Origin of the sequence: Janthinobacterium sp. TND4EL3 (assembly GCF_900156175.1) — a bacterium.
Classification (GTDB): Bacteria; Pseudomonadota; Gammaproteobacteria; order Burkholderiales; family Burkholderiaceae_D; genus Janthinobacterium.
Genome location: NZ_FTMV01000005.1, coordinates 74,225 through 92,818, shown reverse-complemented (window position 1 = coordinate 92,818; position 18,594 = coordinate 74,225). Strand labels below are relative to the sequence as shown.

The 18,594-nt window shown below is 55.5% G+C and carries 15 protein-coding genes and 1 tRNA gene; 1 reads left to right on the top strand and 15 read right to left on the bottom strand.

The window, feature by feature from the left end; genetic code table 11:
- Nucleotides 1-8 precede the first annotated feature (8 nt).
- From BXA07_RS10240 to BXA07_RS31065, 8 genes are all read right to left on the bottom strand, one after another.
- Nucleotides 9-1,574, bottom strand: a complete 1,566-nt coding sequence (locus tag BXA07_RS10240; RefSeq protein WP_076567841.1) for a type I restriction-modification system subunit M — start codon at nt 1,572-1,574, stop codon at nt 9-11.
- Between the two features lie 652 nt (nt 1,575-2,226).
- On the bottom strand, nt 2,227-3,858 hold the full coding sequence (locus tag BXA07_RS10230) for an ORC-CDC6 family AAA ATPase (RefSeq protein WP_076567839.1): 1,632 nt from the start codon (nt 3,856-3,858) through the stop codon (nt 2,227-2,229).
- Entirely contained in the window at nt 3,851-4,510 is a 660-nt protein-coding gene (locus tag BXA07_RS30090) for a hypothetical protein (protein WP_139335519.1), read from the bottom strand. Before BXA07_RS30090 ends, BXA07_RS10230 begins: the two co-directional genes overlap by 8 nt.
- 258 nt (nt 4,511-4,768) lie before the next feature.
- Nucleotides 4,769-6,379 carry an AAA family ATPase gene (locus BXA07_RS10220; RefSeq protein WP_076567837.1) on the bottom strand — a complete coding sequence of 537 codons (1,611 nt, stop codon included), beginning with the start codon at nt 6,377-6,379 and terminating at the stop codon, nt 4,769-4,771.
- 652 nt (nt 6,380-7,031) lie between these two features.
- Nucleotides 7,032-7,373 (bottom strand): plasmid mobilization protein, encoded by a 342-nt coding sequence (locus BXA07_RS10210; RefSeq protein WP_139335518.1) that lies wholly within the window; start codon nt 7,371-7,373, stop codon nt 7,032-7,034.
- 109 nt (nt 7,374-7,482) lie between these two features.
- A complete protein-coding gene (locus tag BXA07_RS10205) occupies nt 7,483-7,788 on the bottom strand; it encodes an H-NS histone family protein (protein ID WP_076567835.1) in 306 nt (101 codons plus the stop codon).
- A gap of 324 nt (nt 7,789-8,112) precedes the next feature.
- Nucleotides 8,113-9,033, bottom strand: coding sequence for a hypothetical protein (locus tag BXA07_RS30085; protein ID WP_139335517.1), 921 nt, complete (start codon nt 9,031-9,033; stop codon nt 8,113-8,115).
- Between the two features lie 3 nt (nt 9,034-9,036).
- Nucleotides 9,037-9,255 (bottom strand): plasmid-related protein, encoded by a 219-nt coding sequence (locus BXA07_RS31065; protein WP_076567997.1) that lies wholly within the window; start codon nt 9,253-9,255, stop codon nt 9,037-9,039.
- An 86-nt stretch (nt 9,256-9,341) separates the two neighbouring features.
- Between BXA07_RS31065 and BXA07_RS30080 the strand changes: the two genes are divergently transcribed.
- Complete coding sequence (locus BXA07_RS30080) at nt 9,342-10,646, top strand: P-loop NTPase family protein (protein WP_139335516.1); 1,305 nt, start codon at nt 9,342-9,344, stop codon at nt 10,644-10,646.
- 179 nt (nt 10,647-10,825) lie between these two features.
- On the opposite strand, the gene BXA07_RS10190 is transcribed toward BXA07_RS30080, so the two are convergent.
- The 7 genes from BXA07_RS10190 to BXA07_RS10160 form a co-directional block, all read right to left on the bottom strand.
- Nucleotides 10,826-11,899 (bottom strand): integrase, encoded by a 1,074-nt coding sequence (locus BXA07_RS10190; protein WP_076567830.1) that lies wholly within the window; start codon nt 11,897-11,899, stop codon nt 10,826-10,828.
- A gap of 108 nt (nt 11,900-12,007) precedes the next feature.
- Nucleotides 12,008-12,086 (bottom strand) — tRNA-Ile (locus tag BXA07_RS10185).
- A 111-nt stretch (nt 12,087-12,197) separates the two neighbouring features.
- Nucleotides 12,198-14,441: an RNA polymerase sigma factor RpoD gene (gene rpoD / locus BXA07_RS10180; RefSeq protein ID WP_076567827.1), complete on the bottom strand. Its 2,244-nt coding sequence runs from the start codon at nt 14,439-14,441 to the stop codon at nt 12,198-12,200.
- Nucleotides 14,442-14,905: 464 nt separating this feature from the next.
- A complete protein-coding gene (gene dnaG, locus BXA07_RS10175) occupies nt 14,906-16,702 on the bottom strand; it encodes a DNA primase (protein WP_076567825.1) in 1,797 nt (598 codons plus the stop codon).
- 128 nt (nt 16,703-16,830) lie between these two features.
- The gene (locus tag BXA07_RS10170; RefSeq protein WP_076567823.1) at nt 16,831-17,283 is read right to left on the bottom strand and encodes a GatB/YqeY domain-containing protein; all 453 of its coding nucleotides are present in this window, start codon (nt 17,281-17,283) and stop codon (nt 16,831-16,833) included.
- Nucleotides 17,284-17,479: 196 nt separating this feature from the next.
- Entirely contained in the window at nt 17,480-17,692 is a 213-nt protein-coding gene (rpsU, locus tag BXA07_RS10165; protein ID WP_008451879.1) for a 30S ribosomal protein S21, read from the bottom strand.
- A gap of 154 nt (nt 17,693-17,846) precedes the next feature.
- Nucleotides 17,847-18,452 carry an FxDxF family PEP-CTERM protein gene (locus BXA07_RS10160; RefSeq protein WP_076567821.1) on the bottom strand — a complete coding sequence of 202 codons (606 nt, stop codon included), beginning with the start codon at nt 18,450-18,452 and terminating at the stop codon, nt 17,847-17,849.
- Nucleotides 18,453-18,594 lie beyond the last annotated feature (142 nt).

Genomic DNA, 18,594 nt, shown 5'->3' with positions numbered 1-18,594 from the left:
ATCTCTCTTTAAAAACGTAAGCGTAAATCAGCTAGACACTGAGAAATTGAAAACTCTAGCTCATGGGATTTTGAGTTTAATTCTTCAATTTCCTCTCCCAGCATTTCAATTTTTTCAGAAAAAATAAAATCATCAGCGCCTTTACCCGCTACCCCAACATACCGCCCCGGATTTAAGCTCCATCCCTGCGCCTCAATCTCGGCCAGCATCGCCGCCTTGCACAGGCCTGCCACATCGACATAGACTCCAGCAGGAAAATGCTGCGCCATCAGTTCGGCGCTGCCGCGCATGTTTTCAGGCTGCTCGCCGCGATACAGGCGCGCGATGTTGGACAGAAATTCACATTGGGCTGGATTGAAGTCGCGCACCGAACGAGTGACTTGCCGGTAGATGTGGCGGGCGTCGATGAACAGCACTTTGTCTTTGCGCTCGCTACTGCGCTTGCCCTTGTCGAAAAACCAGAGCGTGCAAGGCAGCGTCACCGTGTAGAAAAAATTGCTGCCGATGCTGACAACCGCATCGACGCTGCCCGACTGCAGGATTTGCTTGCGGATTTCCAGTTCGCTGCCGCGCGCGTCGCCGGCCGAATTGGCCATCACAAAGCCGGCGCGGCCGGTGTCGTTCAGCGCACTGTAAAAATATTGTATCCACAGGTAATTGGCATTGTCGGTGCTGGGCACGCCGAATGGCAGGCGCGGGTCACCCTGGATGCGGTCCTTGTCGATGCCGCTGACGTTGAAGGGCGGATTGGCCATCACGAAATCGAACTTACCCTTGCCATTCTTGCCAACGCTTTCGTGCGGGTCTTCAAAAAAACTGTTGGCCACGCGCACATCGCCGGACAAGCCATGCACCGCCAGATTCATCTTGCCGAGCTTGACGGTATCCGACGATTTTTCGGTGCCGAACACGGCCAGCTCATCGACCGCGCGCCGTTGATGGGCCGTGACGAACGCCGCGCTCTGAACGAACATGCCGCTGGAACCGCAGGCAGGGTCGAAAATCCTGCCATGGTAGGGTTCCAGAATCTCGACTATCAGCTTGACGATGCTGGTCGGGGTGTAGAACACGCCGCCCTTTTGCCCTTCGGCCATGGCAAACTTGCCGAGGAAATATTCATAGACCTTGCCGAAGGCGTCGCCCTCAACATTCACCGGCGCCAGCAGGCGCAACAGTTCCTGTATTACCGCATTGTCGAGCTTGGCGTAGTCGCGCGGCAGCACGCCGCGCAAGTCTTCGTTTTCCCACTCGATGGCAGCCATCGCGTCGTTGACAGCTTTGCTCAAGTTCTCACCTTCCGGTAGATTAACCAGGTAGCTAAACCGCGTATGTTCGGGTAAGTACAGCACGCCCTCGGCCTGGAAGTCGGTCTTGTCAATGTCGCCATGCTCCATGCCATCGGCAGCGAAGCGCGCTTCGGCATCGGTAAATTTCTTTTCTGCGTAGCGCAGGAAAAGCAGGCCCAGCACGGGGGTGGAAAACTCGGACGGCTTCAGGTCGGTCATCGCCCAAAGCTGGTTGGCTGCGGCCCAGAGACGGTTTTCGAGGTCTTGCAGCGTGGTTGAACTTGTCATTTCTTATCAATTTCTGGAATGCTGTTGCGTGACGGATAACCGTGAGTGTTTTTTCTTAACAAATGATTGTAGATTGTAACAAATCGCAGCAGGCAGAAATCACGCTGGTGGTTCAATCGTTGTGACTGAAAAATTGGCGCCTGCATGATGAAGTGCCATTGACGCGCATCTCGTCATGGGCCTTGCGCCATTTGGCGGCCTCAGCAGACGGACACTCCCGGCTGCCGCAAACATGCGTAACTCCAGGATCACCGGCCCGAACCGTAGCTCCTCGGGCTTTCCACCCGTACTGCACCACGCGAGCTCTGCCAGCTTGCGGTTCGCGATCCAGACGTTGGTCCGGCCGGCGCACAGCTTTTTCGCGTTCAGCGCCTCGCTGCCCACGGCTTCGGCTTGCGAGAGGCGGCCAGCCTGCGACAGCAGCAACTCGCCCGGAGATCCCCGCAGGTAGCCAATGTTGGCGCCAACGCCAAATTGCCCCACGTGGCCGACTCAAACTGCCCCGTACGGAGTCGGCCAGAAACCGCTCCCATCCATCGTTTAGCCACAGGCTAGCTGGGTCAGCAATTTCCGGCGCCGTGGGTCAATTAAGCGTCGGCGCCAACAGCAGGCCCCCTAATCGATTAAACTTGGCGTGCTTAGTCATCCGGTGTCAGCCCGACAGGAACTCTAAGACCGCTGCAGTAACGACGTTCATCATTTTTCGCGACCGAACGGGACCAATGTATGACGCTTGTCGGAATCTGGCCTCCGTCGAAGTCAATGCTTCCCCAACCGTCTTTATGCCTACAGAACTTAGCGCCCACTGTTGATGCGCCGTTAAATCGAGTACCGATGTCGGCTTCGATAACAATCGCGCGAGTTCCGTTGAAAGATCCGCGTCTGCCATAGCACCTACCCGAGCCGCGATTTCAACAAACGCAGGCATATTCTGGCCGTACTCGGTGAACCGTTTAACGGTCAGTCCTTTTCTTAATTCAGTTATATATGCCACAGGGTTCGCTGAAGGAGCAGCAACACAACCTATGTTGATCGCATAACGGACACCAACCTCACTGCGGGTCGCTATGACTCCGGAATCCAGCTTTGTGATTACTCCAGTGTACGCAAGTAGACGGAGCGCTTCCTTAACCGCTTCCGGTGCGTCACGATGCACCCAAAAGTAGCAAGTACGTTCGGGTTTACTTTCAGCCTTCCAGACCTCATTTTTCTTGATCGCATCAGGAATCGCAAACTGCTCAACAAATACACGCCCCCAGTCGATCAATTCTTTGTGTCCAGGATAGCGTTCAGCAAGGGCGCTGTGCTCGGCCCAAATTGCGTTTCGATAGAAATCCTTTAGCACAGCCTGCGAATCAGAAGAGCGAAGTTTTCCGGCGAGCGCTACGGTCTTGAGCAATAGTCGCGGATTGCCACTAACGGCGAGAGCAAGCGCGTTGAAGTTTTCACCGTTCCGTTCGATATCACTTTGAAGTTCAGCACCAGATTGCTTCAGCACAATCTCCCGCATCTGCTCGCGGTATGTTGGCGCGTGAATGTCGCGATTTAAGGATTCAATCTGTGCATCATGCACTGCCTCAAATGATGGACCATACGACGTTACACCAGGATAAACCGCAGCATTGCATGTCATGTAAGGGGAGCGAAGGTCCCTGAACAACGTGAAGAACTGCCTCTGTTGCTCCGGCCTAAAAATATGGGCCGCTTCATCAAAAAGAACATTGATACGGCGCAATCCAAGTTCGCCGCACAGATCCTCAACCGCATCCTTAAAGGACTCCACGTCCGGAACGTCTCCAGCATCAACGAGATCGCCAGGCTTCTTAAACGAATCCTCAAAGCGCTGCGCAATTCGTTCTAGGGGCGTCTCCTCACCAACCACACCGACCGCTCCTCCTGCAAGCACTGTCGCAGAGGCGGTGGGCTTTGCAAGCAAACCGAGCTGGTACAAAGTGCGAAGTACACGCGATGCAAGCCGGGCAAGCATCCATTGCTGGAATTGTTGATCGTTTTTCGTGCTGAGTAGCGAACTCTTCACAAATGAGATGTACACAGGGACGACTTGCGTCGTCGGATACTCCGCGAACTGCTGCTGCTCACACACTCGCAACAAGAATGACTTTCCTGTTCCACGACTGCCCTCAAGGATCATCGGACTAGCCGACTTCAAACTAGCGATCAATTGTAAGTCTCGTTCGGTCGGAACGAATAAGCCTAGGATCTCTTCCGGTCGGAGATCCTCCGTTCGAATTACGAAACTATTTGAATCATTCACGTTAGGCATCTGTATTGCACTCCGTGCGGATTGCCGCAATATAGCCAAGTTGTTCGATCAACACGGCCTCAACTCCCGTACGCTTCTGGGTCGGAAGAGTTCGAAGGTAACGAACAGCAAAAGCGAAATGAACTACAAGGCGAACGATTTCTGCTTTCTTATGCCACAAATCGAACGTTTCCTGCGAAAAGTCCAGTTTTGAAGGAAGGGGGATGTGATTGGGAACATTGCCATGTATGCATTCCGAAAGCTCACGATAAATCGTTCGCGCTAGCTGCCGGAAGTGCCCAGTGTGCTCCCCTAACTCAGGAAAAAATGCTCTGCAGAATCGAAGGCTTAAAGGTCCATTTTCTTCATCCACCAACGTCGCCCACACCGTATCCTTTTCGCCCCGAATCCACTCCTCTCGAAGTAGGAGATTCGCGGATAAATGCGTGCCCTGAAGGCAAAGTTCAAGTACTAGGCGCAATCCTTTGAATCCGTTGCGATACTGCCCCTGGCAAATATTCAGCATAGCAACGACATACTCGGTTGCCGCCGTCGCCAACAGGCTCGCTTCAGAACTTCCACCTATCGCGTCACGCCATGCTTCCAGGTCGCTTGCGAAAACATAGCTCTCTCCTAGAACATTCTCATTCGCACCTTGGAGTGAGGATTCCACAGCGCTACTACATTGCAAGTGGAGACTTCGCAATACGTCACTAAGGCATTGGGGCCGCTGACCGCCCCTAGGTGCAGGCGTAGGATTAAGTTGGTTCGTCAATTTTCTCTATCAATGGGTTAAAAATCATCCGCTTCGCGAGGCGATATGACTTTAGTACACTCGCAATACAGAGCGGAAGAATAACACAATTGCAAAGCCAAAAATTCACACTCTTACTATTCAGGCAATATGGTGTGCGCCCAACTACTCGGCTCATCAATGAAAACCGATGCTGCGCTTTCCATCTTGCTTGGGCACTGCAATGCGCGCCACAGTATCACTGGCTTGCATTGCCCTAGTAAATGCCTCATGGACCAGCCTGGTGACTCGTCGAAGGTCGATGTCTACGCGTTCTGACAACGAGTTCACGGTGCTTTCGTCCAGAGTAATTTTTCGCTTTGTTTTGCTACGCAAAATTTCAGCCGTTTCTTGGATGATGCGCAGCCGCTGCACGGGCCCCGGCGCCGGCACGTTGAATACCTCAACACGCGACAACAGGGCCGGAGGAACGTTTTCTATGCTGTTCGCTGTCAACACAAAGATGATGCGGCTGACATCGAATTGGAGCTCAAAAAATTCATCTTTAAACTGTTTGCTGCTATCAGCATCGAGCAAGTCGAGCAGTACCGGCAAGACAGGAAATTGAGCGTCATGGATTTTATCGACTTCATCAATGACTACGACCGGCGCAGCCGAATCACCGTCGGCAAGCAGCGAAAAAAGCATGCCTGGCCGCGAACCAGTCCACGAACTATGGGAACCGGTTATCTGAAATCCCCCTTGCGCGCCACCGGCACTAATTTTCTCAGTAGACACTCCCAACGCATCGGCAAGCTGCGTTGCTAGAAAAGTTTTTCCGATACCTGGATCGCCAAGCAAAAGCAGCGGTGTCACACGAAAATCGCTTGGCTTCATGGCGCCAGCAAGGATCAAATCAATTTGCAGCCGCTCAATCGGCTCCACGAGATTTTCAAAACGAGACTTTGCCGCCTCCAGCCGAACATGGGCCGCTTTGGTATCTGGCAATGTTCTGTTGCCGCTGTTCGCATGGGCATTTTGCAAAATGCGTGCGCCGGCATCGCGCCTATCGTCTTTCAGTTCTCCGACCCGCATGGTGGCTTTTGCGAGGTCATCCGGGTCAAACACTTGTGTTCGGGCAGGCGTCTTTGTGCTCTTTCTACGTTTGATTATGGGTTGGCCAGCGCTCGTCCAATGCTTGTAGCAGTTGGCCACCAACGTATCTTTTTCACCCGTCGTCAGCTTCCTGATTTTTCGGCAAAAAACACTCATCCAGTGGGCTGCATCTGGTTGCTGGAACGCGGGTTGAGGCTGGAAAAACTCTTGGAGTATTTGTGCCGCGCTATCCCATAGTGGATCGCGAAGAAAATTAAGAACATCGATCAGGTTGCCGTCACCATGCTCGTAAGCAAGACTCATGGAAATAGCAACAAGCAAGTCGTTGGACATCGCCGCCGAAGCACGGTCCAGCGCAGCTGTCGATTGTGCCAGCAAACGAGACGCGAGCGTCATCGCGTCCGACAAGTCGTATTTGGTGTCTGTGCGAATGCTGGAAAGATCAAAATCGACTTGACGTAACCTTAAAATATTCTCGTGCTGCGGCCCTGACTTCGACTCGACGAATGTCGTTTTCATCACGACTGGGGCTGCCGCAGCGCTAGCAGCCTTTTCCGCTACCGCTTTCTGTGTCGCGAGGTCAGCTTCGGACACAAGCTCGGCAACGGTGGCGATCGGCAGCAGAAAACGTTGATTACGTTTGCTGAAATAAAGTGTGAAGCCGGGTGCAATGTTACAATCTTCGTTAACCATAATGGCTCCTGGATGGAATTGTTGTGGTCAGGGCATGGACGGGGTGACAGCCCCGTTCATGCCTGCTTCCTGCTGGTCGTTACGTCACCTCACCTCCCGTTCGATCACTCCTACTTTCCGGCTTCTTGTGGAGAAACAGCTCCCACAACCCGGGGTGCATATTCGCTTTTCCAGCCTCCCAATCCTGCCAGGTTCGCAATGTTGAATAGATCAATTTTGCTGCGGCGGTCTGGGAAAGCCCAGATGCTTGGCGCACAGATCTGATTTCTGCTGGCGTGGGGCTAGTCTTATTCAAAAATTCCTCATAACTAACGAAAGTCGTTTCTCTCATTCATATAATACACGGAATCCGTGCATAAATACACTTGATCGCTGAAAACTTTTTCCTACGCCGAGTTTGTCCAATCGCGCTCCTCAACCTGCTCATCAGCATTGGCGGCAAGTCGTTTTCGCAGGCTGCGCGTCCAACTCCCCGATTTCGTGCCGAATCGCGGCCGCATCGGCAGCGGAACGATTGCGCCGGCGGCCTAGCTAGAAGAAAGTCGTCCTGCTTAGGTCACATTCAGAAAACCCTCGCGCTGCTGAGCATTGGCCTGCAAACTGGACTGCACCTGTGCCTGCGCGCCGCTGCTATCGCGATTCGCGTGAGGATTCACTTGCTGTCAGAAATTCGATGGAGCGCAATGAGTATCTCTTCCATCGCTGGGCGAAGGAGCTCCTCCGGCGGTTTATATCCGATATCAAGATACGCCTTGTGAAGATGCCGAATCGCCCTGGTGGCATCGGAAAGACATAGAACGAGATCCGTATCAAAATCCACCGGCGCAGCCCGACCCAGCGCCGCTCGGCGCAAGAATTCGGAGAGAGGCATCTGGCGCACAGCGGCCAAATGTTTTATCTTTTCACGCTCGGCTTTTGACGCGCGAAACTCAATACGCACTTCTTTACCGACGCCATCTGGTAGTGGTGTAAATAGTTTATGTCTTCGCATCATTTACTCGAAAAAATCAGGCAGGGAAGACCCTAGCTCTAAGAGGGCGACAGGGCCAGGGGCACATCGCCGAAGGCGTACATCGATTGATTTAACATAACGAACACTGTGCTCACATGCGAACCATATCGAGCGATTTTCCCGCCGCCTGCCAATCTAGAAGCCACTGCGGTTTGGCACCTCGCCCCCGCCACTGCTGAGAAATGTTCTCCGGATTCACATAAAACAGTGGCCCGGGCGCGGTGCCACGTTGCATCAGTTGCCTTAGGGTGATTCCCATCAGTTGAGCGAGTGATACTAGCTCGACATAAAGTTCTTGGGTCGCGGCGAGTTGAATCGCTTCAAACTCGCGCTCGCGTTTTTCGCGCTGTTCGAACAGCTCGTCAAGTAGATATTTTTTTAACTTTGTCGATTCCATACGTTCCTTAGTTTATTGAGAAGAGCTATGAAGAATTCGCCGGGGTCTCGGGGCGCAGCCCTGAGTGGAAGTGCGTGGCGCGCAGCGACCTAACTTCAAACTCCAGATGGCCGTGTACGGACATCTGGCATCCTGTCCAGAACTGCGTGGAGGGAATTGCTATGAATATGAGGTAGATTCGAACCACATGTGGGACGACCTCCGTCCGATATCTGAGTGAAATTCCGGCGCCTTTTTGGGCGATACACAACAGTACTTCGACGCCCGTGAAGCACAGTAGGAAAGCGCTGCCTCCCGGCACTATGCTTGATGGCTTGCAGCCCCTCATCCATTAGGATGTTTCACCATTTGCTCCCGCACACGTCGCGCGATGTTCGGGGGAAGTCTCGCGATATCAACTTCAGACATCGGCAGCCACGCTTGCTCTGGCGCAGCCGAAACCGCGACCGCCAACTCATGCCTACGGCGCTGTTCCCGTTGCGTTAGTACATTGTGTCCCGCGCTCAAAGTGAACTCACCATTTGCGACCTTCGCGATGAGCGCCTTCGCAAGTGCTACGGCGCCACGTTTAATTCCACCCTTCTGACGGATACCCTCAATCTCATCTAATACCGCTTGCCGCGCGTTGACGTGACAAAGCGGGATCAGCTTCTCAAGCGCCGCCTGCTCCGTGTTCGTGACTTTCGGATAATGAAGTTCCTCAACAGATTCCGGGCCTACGACATCGTTACATCGCCGTTCGTCCGGACCCGCGCTAGTACGCTTCTTAGTAGTGGTAGGTTTCTTAGTTGGTAGTTCTGGACTTGGTATTACTTTATGGCCGGGTTGATCGTCCCCGGCTCGGCCGTCGATGGATGAACCATGCGCGGCTGAACCAGAGCTGGCGAAGACGGCTACGGTTAAACTCGCGGGCACGGGGTTGAAGGTAATGTGCCAAACCCACTTGCCCGCTTCACCGTTCACTTTCCTACGAACGAGATAACCCGCGGACTCCAACTCAAGTGCAATGCGCTGCCATCGATCCTTGCCGAGCATCTTACTACCCTGGGGCGGTAACCTTAGACGCAGATTCGTAACGCTGATTTGCCACCCGGACGGCTTAACGGCCAACCATGCCGCCACAGCGCGACTATCAAGATCAAGCCGTGAATCCTCCAATAAAGATTCGGGTACCGAGCCGTATCGCGTGACGTACTGCACGCGAACGACGCCACCGCTATGATGAGGAAAGGTACTTTTGCTCATGGCTTACTTTTGTGCTCCACTCAACACGTATGCAACCTCGGAGGTACGAAAATACAGCCGCCGGCCCACCTTCAGTTTGCTCTTATTGATGTATTGGGCAAGGTCACTGTTCGAACGAAGGAACATGCGCACGGCCTCCGGCGAACGGTCCAGTACCGTGGCCAAACCAGCAAGTGGCATAAGAGGGCCAAACCGGGTCACTAAATTTTCTTCCATTGTCATGGCAGCCTTTACGTAGGTTTCGATGGATTGAACAATACCCGGCAATCGGTTACAGTTAAAGGCCTTAGGTAATCATTGGAGTTGACATGAGAAAGAAGCTGCGCATCCAAACTTGGGATCATTGCGCAGCAGGTGTTGCCAGCGCTGTCGACACTTTTTGTGACCAATGGGAGCCGTACTCGAAAGAATCCCGACAACATTCGTTGGACGGGCTGTTCGCACGGCTGATTGTGCCGGCATTCACGACCTATCTAGCAGCGCTTCCGGCACATCATCGTGGTCGAAACCTATTTCCAAATAATTCGTTTTCAGAGTTGGTGAGGCAGCATGGAGGTTTCGGCTTAGTAGAAAAGGTTCTTCACATTAGCCTTCGCCAGTTCACCAAGACTGATGTTCAAGACCTACAATTTCAGGAAACATTGGAAACGCTTCGAGTTTTAGCTGCTGCATGCAAGGCCAAGCGCCCCAAGAAGCCAGCTTTAAAGAAATCAGAATCCGCTAAGACTAGCCGCGTCTATGCTGAATACTGTGAGTTCTGCGGTTTCCACACTGAAGCAGCAGCTAAAGAAAAAGGTAAGTCCGTGCCTGGCTACGACGTCACCAGCAACGCGAGATTGAGTGCCAAATATTGCTGGGACCATCGCCCTAAATTTTTAGATGGCTCGCGAAATCCTCGGTACCTGAGGGCGCAGAGACATCAGCTTAACTTCGAAACCGAGCTTAAACGCCTGACCTGGCAAGCCAGGTCCATGAGCAAGCCCAATGCAGAGACTGGCGATCAGCATCTTGATCTTTTTTATTTCAGGGTACTTGGACACCTTGCCGTTTATCCAAGTGACACCTCTCACTTGCGAAATGAAGCACGGCGACTGATCGACTGGAATATCAGCGACAAAAAGAAGCGGATCGTTGCAATGCGCACTGCCCAATACTCACTCGACGCAATTGCAAAAGAAGTGGGCGTAAAGAGCAGGCAAGCCGTTGCCAAAGCGCTAGCCTCAACTCTATCGATGTATAGATTTGACTTACCACCACTTGGAAAAGCTGGGGCGCCGCAACTGATTTCAGCGGCCCATGCGCGCTTCATCGACCTGCTTGGTCAAGCTGCTTCGAGTGCACTTGAAGATCCCAATATTGTCGAGCTACTATTGAACGATGACGGCAAGCTGTGGGCAGAGAGTCGCTCCTTAGGGATGCGAGAGATCGGCGCCCTTACAGCCTCCGATGCAGAGCGGATAATCCGATTTGCAAATCACAATTTTCCACACGAAACGGACTCGGGCGAAGCTCCGCTGATGATCGAACTTCCCTTTTCCAGCGCGCGCTTCACCGGTCTCTTGCCGCCATTCGCTTACGGTCCGGTCTTCGGCATCCGAAAAGGGGCTCGCTAAGTATCCACTCGAAAATTCTTGCGATTTCTGGCTTTATTAACCGGCTCGCTGCTGTATTGCCCAACGCACCGCTTGCACTGCCAGTACTACTGCGCGACGGGTACCTTGCATCGCATCCGGTTATGTTCGCGATAATTTCACATTTAATTTTTGAGCGGGCACTTAACGGTACGGAAAGCCTATCCATTCCTAATATTGTCGAGCTTCACAACCAGGTCTTCGGCTCGAAGATGTGTGTATCGCCGCAGCATTTGCATTGACTTGTGCCCACTGATGGATGCCACCTCTTGGTCGCTCAACCCGGACTCCACCAAACGGCTTACCGCTTCATGTCGAAGATCATGAAATTTGAAATCGGTGATACCGACGTCTTCCTTAATGTCCGCCCAAACTTTATTGAAATTGTACGGTCGGCGCTGCCCATCTCTCCCAGGTTCACCGTAGAAAATAAGGTCCGTTCCATCGGGGCGAGCGGGATTACTCAAGGCGAGTCGGAAACTCTCAGTTGCGGCCATGGAGAGCGGCACGGTACGGGGCAAAGTATTTTTTGTTTCAATCAAGCGTACGATACGGCGCTCAAGTTCAACTTGAGGGCGTCGTAAGGTCGCGATCTCGGAAGACCGCATACCCGTTTCAATGGCAATGCGAACGATCCAGCTCAGCATGGGATTGGAATGTTTATCGACGGCGGCAAAGAGCCGCGACTCCTCCTCTGCGCTTAGGCGGCGATTGCGACCAGGCCCAGGCGACGGACGGCGCAAATTCAATACCGGATTATAGGGGAGGCCTAGACCCCATTCTTTCACCGCAACTGTGAACAGATGGCCAAGCAAGGCCAGATCAAGCCGTACGGTATTTGCTGCACGGGGTTGGGCATTACCAGCCTTCATCCGGTCTTCGCCCGCAAGCCTAGCATCTCGATACTGTGCGATCAATTCTGTCGTGATCGCCGCCAGCGAATATTTTCCAAAGAACGCAACCAAGGAGCCGGCCCGGTTCTTTTCGGCGTTCTGCGTAAGTGGCCGTTTCGTCGGCGTCACGTCAGACAGATAGCGCTTCATCGCGGCCTCAAACGTCATCCGTTCGGATGGACCACGCTGAATAAACAAACCGCGCACCATCTCATCCTCGGTTCGACGCGACCAGTCGTCCGCGTCTTTTTTGAGACGAAATGTCTTAATGGTGGTGGGCCATCCTGCCTTGCGGATGACCGCTTTCCAGGTGCCTGACGGGGTCTTTACAATGGTAGCCATGAACTCTCCAGTACTGTCGAATTTTTGCTTACTGTACCGAATTTGTACCGGACCACACAATAGAAACGAAAAAAGGACTTAGATTTTCACCTAAGTCCTTGATTTAATTGGTGGGCCTCCCGTGAGTCGAACACGGCACCAACGGATTATGAGTCCGCTGCTCTAACCAAGCATGAGCTAGAGGCCCAGGGGGGACTGCGGCGTGGCGGCGCTGTTGATGCCCGCCTCGCGCGGCCGTTTTGGAAACGGACACGCGAGGATAGGGGTATCAGGGGCGCACGTCAAGCCCTATTGGCTTCTAGTTGCCTTCCAAGAAGCTTTTCAGCTTGTCGGAGCGCGATGGGTGCCGCAGCTTGCGCAGCGCCTTCGCTTCGATCTGGCGGATGCGCTCGCGCGTCACGTCAAACTGCTTGCCCACTTCTTCCAGCGTATGGTCGGTGGACATCTCGATGCCGAAACGCATGCGCAGCACTTTGGCTTCGCGTGGCGTCAGGGAATCGAGCACGTCCTTGACCACGCCCCGCATGGACGCGTGCAGCGCTGCGTCGGCCGGGGCCAGGGTGTTGTTGTCCTCGATGAAGTCGCCCAGGTGGGAATCGTCGTCGTCGCCGATCGGCGTTTCCATCGAGATCGGTTCCTTGGCGATTTTCATGATCTTGCGGATCTTGTCCTCGGGCATCTCCATCTTGATCGCCAGGGTGGCCGGATCGGGTTCCGCGCCCGTTTCCTGCAGGATTTGGCGGGAAATCCGGTTCATCTTGTTGATCGTTTCGATCATGTGCACGGGAATGCGGATCGTGCGGGCCTGGTCGGCGATCGAGCGTGTGATGGCTTGGCGTATCCACCAGGTCGCATACGTCGAGAACTTGTAGCCGCGGCGGTATTCGAACTTGTCGACGGCCTTCATCAGGCCGATGTTGCCTTCCTGGATCAAATCGAGGAATTGCAGGCCCCGGTTCGTGTATTTCTTGGCGATCGAAATGACCAGGCGCAAGTTGGCCTCCGTCATTTCGCGCTTGGCCTTGCGCGCCTTCATTTCACCGGCCGCCATCTGGCGGTTGATGTTGCGCAAGTCCGGCAGCGGCAGCACGACTCTCGCCTGCAGGTCGATCAGGCGCTGCTGCAGTTCCTTAACGGTCGGAATGTTGCGGCCCAGGATGGCGCTGTAGGCGTGTCCTGCGTTGACTTCGCCATCAACCCAGTCCAGGTTGGTTTCATTGCCCGGGAAGACCTTGATGAAGTGGGCGCGCGGCATGCCGCAGCGGTTCACGGCCACATCGAGGATCTGTTTCTCGATATGGCGCACTTCATCGACCTGGCCGCGCAGGGTGTCGCACAGCTTTTCCACGACCTTGGCCGTGAAGCGGATGCCCAGCAACTCTTGCGAAATGGCTTCCTGCGCCTTGGCGTAGGGCTTGGAGTTGTAGCCTTCCTTCTCGAAGGCGCGGCGCATCTTGTCGAACTGCTGCGAAATGACGGCAAATTTTTCCAGCGCCGTGCGTTTCAGGGTTTCCAGCTGCTCGGCGGAGAAGCCGGCGGCGCCCGAAGCGCTCGCTTCTTCTTCCTCTTCTTCTTCCTCTTCTTCCGCTTCGCCTTCTTCCTCGTCTTCTTCGACGGGAGCGGCCACGACAGGGGCGGCGGCGACCGGTTCGTTTTCATCGACGAGACCGTCGACGATTTCGTCGATCTTGATCTCTTCGTTGGCGATGCGGTCGGCGGCGGCGATGATTTCGGCGATCGTCACGGGACAGGCGGAAATGGCCTGGATCATGTCTTTCAAGCCATCTTCGATGCGCTTGGCAATCTCGATCTCGCCTTCGCGCGTCAGCAGCTCGACCGAACCCATTTCGCGCATGTACATGCGCACGGGGTCGGTGGTGCGGCCGAAATCGGAATCGACGGTCGACAAGGCGGCCTCGGCCGCCGCTTCCGCCTCGTCATCGCTGGTGACGACGGCAACGTTATCGGACAGCAACAACGTTTCCGCATCGGGCGCGTGTTCGTAGACGGCGATGCCCATGTCATTGAAGGTGCCGATGATGCCTTCGATGGCTTCCGGATCGACTATGTTTTCGGGCAAGTGATCGTTGATTTCCGCATACGTCAGGAAACCGCGTTCCTTGCCGAACTTGATCAGGGTCTTGAGTTTCTGGCGCCGGCGCTCGAGTTCTTCCTCGCTCGCTTCCGTGTCGGACGAGAAGGCGTCTTTCAGCAGCGCGCGCTCCTTGGCCTTGCGGTCCTTGGCCTTGGCCTTGTCGACGGCCTTCAGTTCGGCCCGCTCGACGGCGTTCAGGGCGGCGACTTCATCATTTTCTGGCTGGAATTCTTTTGGCTTGCGGCCGCGGCGGCCTGGCACCTTTACCGACGGCAAGACATAGCCGGACGTATCGATGGCCGCCAGGGTGGCGGCGTCGGTGGTCTGGCTGACCACCGGCGGCGCGCTGGTCACGCGCGCTTCTGGCCGGTCGAGCGCCTTTTCGGCTTTCGTGGTAACTTTGGTGGGCTTTGCAGCCGCTTTGGATTCGGGTTTCTTGATTGGCACAGGCGCTTTCGATTACACAACGACTTGCTTTACGGTGGATTAGGATAAAGTTTGCTGCCAGTTCCCTGTCTACCTGCGGGAACCACCATCTCCGAACCTGCCGACAACTCAGGTTCGACACTGTTACGTTACTTACACCTCATCGGCCACGATCCGCGGGAAGCGCAGCAATTCCTGTCCACCGGCTGTTGCCAGCCGCCTCGGCAAAAATTCCTGCATCGACCGCGTTGGGAGCGAGAGCCTGGCGCGGCTTGCCAGCGCCCGCGAGCCTGGCCCGCAACGCTGAAAACGCCAGTTGGCCCTGGCTGCCGACACGATCCACCGCGCCGATCAAGAGCCTAACTTACTGAAAACAAATACTATTTACGAAACAGAACTAGCTTGCCAAAGCACACAATACTTAGCATTTAATTATAGCACGCGAAAAATGTTTTTCCAGTGCGCGCCATACCATCAGGGCAAGATTAGCGATTCACCAACTCGGCATCGCGCTGGCGCTCCAGCTCCCCCTGCTCCTGCATGATTTCGCGGTAGCGTACACCAATTTTCTCCGATGGCAAACCCGACGCAAACAATTGCTGCAATTCCGCCTTCAAGGCATTCAATTTGATCTCGCGGATGGTGCTCACCAGCCACGACAATTCGCTGTCGTAATCGGATTCCGTGCCGGCCGCGATCTCGCCGATGATCTCGTCATATTCGCTGCCCAGTTCCTTCAATTGCTGCGCCAGCGCGGCAAAACTGCCATGCTCGCCCAGCGCCTGGCCCACGGCCACCAACTGCCCCAGGCTGTGCGCCGCGTCCGGCCCCAGGTGCTGGAAGGCGGTCAGCGCGGCCTCGTCGATCTGCAAGGTCAGCGGCGGATGCGCCACCAGCATGCGCATGATCTTCAATTCCAGACCCACGGGCACGGGACGGCCCGACTTCGGCGGCGCGCGATGCGCCACGGCAACGGGTTTCGCCAGCTCGAACAGGGCTTCGATCTCGGCCGGCGTGGACTGCGTCAGCTGCGCCAGGCCCCGCACGATCTGCAGGCGCAACGACGACGGCGCCATCAGCTGCAGCAGGGGCTTGGCGTCGAACTGCACGCGGGCGCGCCCTTCCGGCTCCGACAGATCATGCTCGCCCGACACTTCTTTCAGCAGGAACTGCGACAGCGGCATGGCTTCATGCACTTGCTGCTCAAAACCCTCGGCGCCGAATGCGCGGATATAGCTGTCCGGATCGTGTTCCGACGGCAGGAACAGGAATTTGATGGTCTTATTGTCCGACACATGGGCCAGGCTCGCTTCCAGCGCGCGGCGGGCGGCGCGGCGGCCAGCCTTGTCGCCATCGAAGCTGAAAATCACGTTATCGGTCTGGCGCAGCAGTTTTTGCACGTGGGTGGGCGTGCACGCCGTGCCCAGCGTGGCCACCGCTTGCGGGAAACCCATCTGCGCCAGCGCCACCACGTCCATATACCCCTCCGTCACCAGCACGTAGCCGGCGTCGCGGATGGCCTGGCGCGCCTCGAACAAGCCATATAGTTCGAATCCCTTGGAAAACAAGGGCGTTTCCGGCGAGTTCAGGTATTTCGGTTCGCCATGGTCGAGTACGCGGCCGCCGAAGGCGATGACCTGGCCCTTGGTATTGCGAATCGGAAACATGATGCGCTCGCGGAAACGGTCGTAGCGCTTGCGATTATTGCCCTCTTCATCGACCTTGTCGATCACGAGACCGGCCTCGGCCAGGGCCACCACGTCGTAATCGGGGAAGACGGAACGCAGATTATCCCAGCCGCCGGGCGCGAAACCCATGCCGAAGCGAGCGGCCACTTCGCCCGTCAAGCCCCGGTTTTTGAGGTAGGCGATGGCTTCCGGCGCATGGCGCAGCTGGCCCCGGTAGTAATCGCAGGCCTGCGTCATGGCGTCGGACAGGGCCAGGCTTTGCGCCTGGATCTGCGCGCGCTGGGCCGGCGGGATCTTGTCGTCCGCTTCCGGCACGACCATGCCCACGTTCTGCGCCAGGTCCTTGACGGCGTCGACAAAGCCCATGCCCGAGTATTCGATCAGGAAGCCGATCGAGGTGCCATGCGCGCCGCAGCCGAAGCAGTGGTAGAACTGCTTGGTGGGGCTGACGGTAAAGCTGGGCGACTTTTCACTGTGGAACGGGCACAAGCCCATGAAATTGGCGCCGCCTTTTTTCAGCTGCACATAGCGGCCCACGACATCGACGATATCGACGCGGTTGAGCAAATCGGAAATGAAGGATTGAGGTATCACTGGCGAGGGCGGGTCTTGTTATAGGTCAGACTATACTACCGCACGTGGCCGGAGGTTGAGCCAGGTCAACGTGTGGGCGATTGAGCGGCTGCCAGCATGGGCCGGCAGCCAGGGTACTGATATGGGGCTTAGGCAGCCGGCGTCAAGGCTTTCTTGACCAGGGCAGACACCACCGTCATGTCGGCGCGGCCGGCCAGCTTCGGCTTGACGATGGCCATGACCTTGCCCATGTCCTGCGGACCGGCGGCGCCCGAGGCGGCCACGGCGGCAGCCACTTCGGCCGCCACCTCCTCTTCCGACAGGCCGGCGGGCATGTAGCCGATCAAATGCACCAGTTCGGCTTTTTCAATGTCGGCCAGGTCGGCGCGGCCACCGGCTTCGAACTGGGTGATCGAATCCTTGCGCTGCTTGATCATCTTTTCCACGATGGCCGTCACGTGCGCATCCGTCAATTCGATGCGCTCGTCGACTTCCTTGCGCTTGATTTCCGCCAGCAACAGGCGAATCGTGCCCAGCTTGCCCGCTTCCTTGGCGCGCATGGCGTTTTTCATGTCTTCGGTAATTTGTTCTTTCAAGCTCATGGCAATCCTCGTGTTGGTAAGTGGGGGTTCGATACTCGTGTGTGCACTCCAAGCAGGCGGCCACAAAAGCGAAAACCCGCTGCGGCGAACCGGAGCGGGCATGCGACTCATCTGAAGTATCACTCCAGGCGAATCAAAACAAAACCCGTGGCGAACAATGCGCCGAACTACCCGGGTTGGTTCTGACTGAACAGTCTTAGAATAATTTTTTCGGCAGTTGTTGGCTGCGGATGCGTTTGTAATGACGCTTGACAGCAGCTGCCAGCTTGCGCTTGCGCTCAGCTGTTGGCTTTTCGTAGAATTCGCGAGCGCGCAATTCGGTCAGCAGACCAGTTTTTTCGATGGTGCGTTTGAAGCGACGCATTGCGACTTCGAACGGCTCGTTTTCTTTAAGGCGAATAGTGGTCATGTAAAATTCAAACCGTTGAGGTGGTGTATAGGAAGAGATAGATAGTAGCAGCTTTTATTGCGAAAGGGAAGCCCCTCGCCACTTGCGTGCGGCTTGCCGCCTGAGATTGCCGGCCAGATGTGGCGTAAACCACGCATCCGGACGGCAGCACTGCTTAAACGGCCGTCTTGCGGCGGCGCGCCATGAAGCCCAGCAAACCCAGGCCAGCCAGCAGCATGGCGTAGGTGCCGGGTTCCGGCACGGCGCTGACATTCATGCTGACGCCGTCCAGGAAAGCCGACGTATCGCGCGCATTGCCAGGGTTGGTGCCGGCAAAGCTCAAGGTATGGCTGCCGGCGCCGATGTTGAGCGCATTGACATTGAAGCTGGTCCAGCCCGTGCTGGTCACAGCATACTGCCCCAGCTGCGTGCCGTCCAGGCTGACCGTCACGGCCTGGCCCTGGTCGTAGCCGGGACGCAGCGCCAGGTTGAAGCCAAACGAGTAGTCGGCAGCGCCCGAGCTGACGAAGCTTTGCGAAATCGATGCCGTATTTTGCAGGAAAGCAAAGGCATTGCCCTCTTGCGCCACGCCGTTCCACGCCGTGTAGCTGGCCGACACGCCGGAGCCGCCCGTGAAACTCCAGCCTGGCGCGACATTGCCATAGACGTAGCCGCCACCGACGGTATTGTTTTCAAAACCACCATTGCTCAGCACGGGGGTGCTGGCAAAGGCGCTGCTGCTGAGCAAGGCAACTGCGGCGGCGGCGATCAGACGTTTCATATTGACTCCAGGGTAATGTTTATTTAATTGCCACCAGACATTGAAAATGTCCAAAAGTCAATTTACATGCCAAGTATTCAATACTGTTTCATTGAAGTCAAGAAAATTATCACCGGTGGTCACAAACCGAGGCCGCCGTACA

Coding starts and splice junctions, on each gene's coding strand:
- BXA07_RS30085 (WP_139335517.1), bottom strand. CDS start 9,033: ATGAGCAAAAGTACCTTTCCTCATCATAGCGGTGGCGTCGTTCGCGTG.
- BXA07_RS30080 (WP_139335516.1), top strand. CDS start 9,342: ATGAGAAAGAAGCTGCGCATCCAAACTTGGGATCATTGCGCAGCAGGT.
- BXA07_RS10220 (WP_076567837.1), bottom strand. CDS start 6,379: ATGGTTAACGAAGATTGTAACATTGCACCCGGCTTCACACTTTATTTC.
- BXA07_RS10240 (WP_076567841.1), bottom strand. CDS start 1,574: ATGACAAGTTCAACCACGCTGCAAGACCTCGAAAACCGTCTCTGGGCC.
- BXA07_RS10205 (WP_076567835.1), bottom strand. CDS start 7,788: ATGGAATCGACAAAGTTAAAAAAATATCTACTTGACGAGCTGTTCGAA.
- BXA07_RS10230 (WP_076567839.1), bottom strand. CDS start 3,858: ATGCCTAACGTGAATGATTCAAATAGTTTCGTAATTCGAACGGAGGAT.
- BXA07_RS10160 (WP_076567821.1), bottom strand. CDS start 18,452: ATGAAACGTCTGATCGCCGCCGCCGCAGTTGCCTTGCTCAGCAGCAGC.
- BXA07_RS10190 (WP_076567830.1), bottom strand. CDS start 11,899: ATGGCTACCATTGTAAAGACCCCGTCAGGCACCTGGAAAGCGGTCATC.
- BXA07_RS31065 (WP_076567997.1), bottom strand. CDS start 9,255: ATGACAATGGAAGAAAATTTAGTGACCCGGTTTGGCCCTCTTATGCCA.
- rpsU (WP_008451879.1), bottom strand. CDS start 17,692: ATGACCACTATTCGCCTTAAAGAAAACGAGCCGTTCGAAGTCGCAATG.
- BXA07_RS10170 (WP_076567823.1), bottom strand. CDS start 17,283: ATGAGCTTGAAAGAACAAATTACCGAAGACATGAAAAACGCCATGCGC.
- BXA07_RS10210 (WP_139335518.1), bottom strand. CDS start 7,373: ATGATGCGAAGACATAAACTATTTACACCACTACCAGATGGCGTCGGT.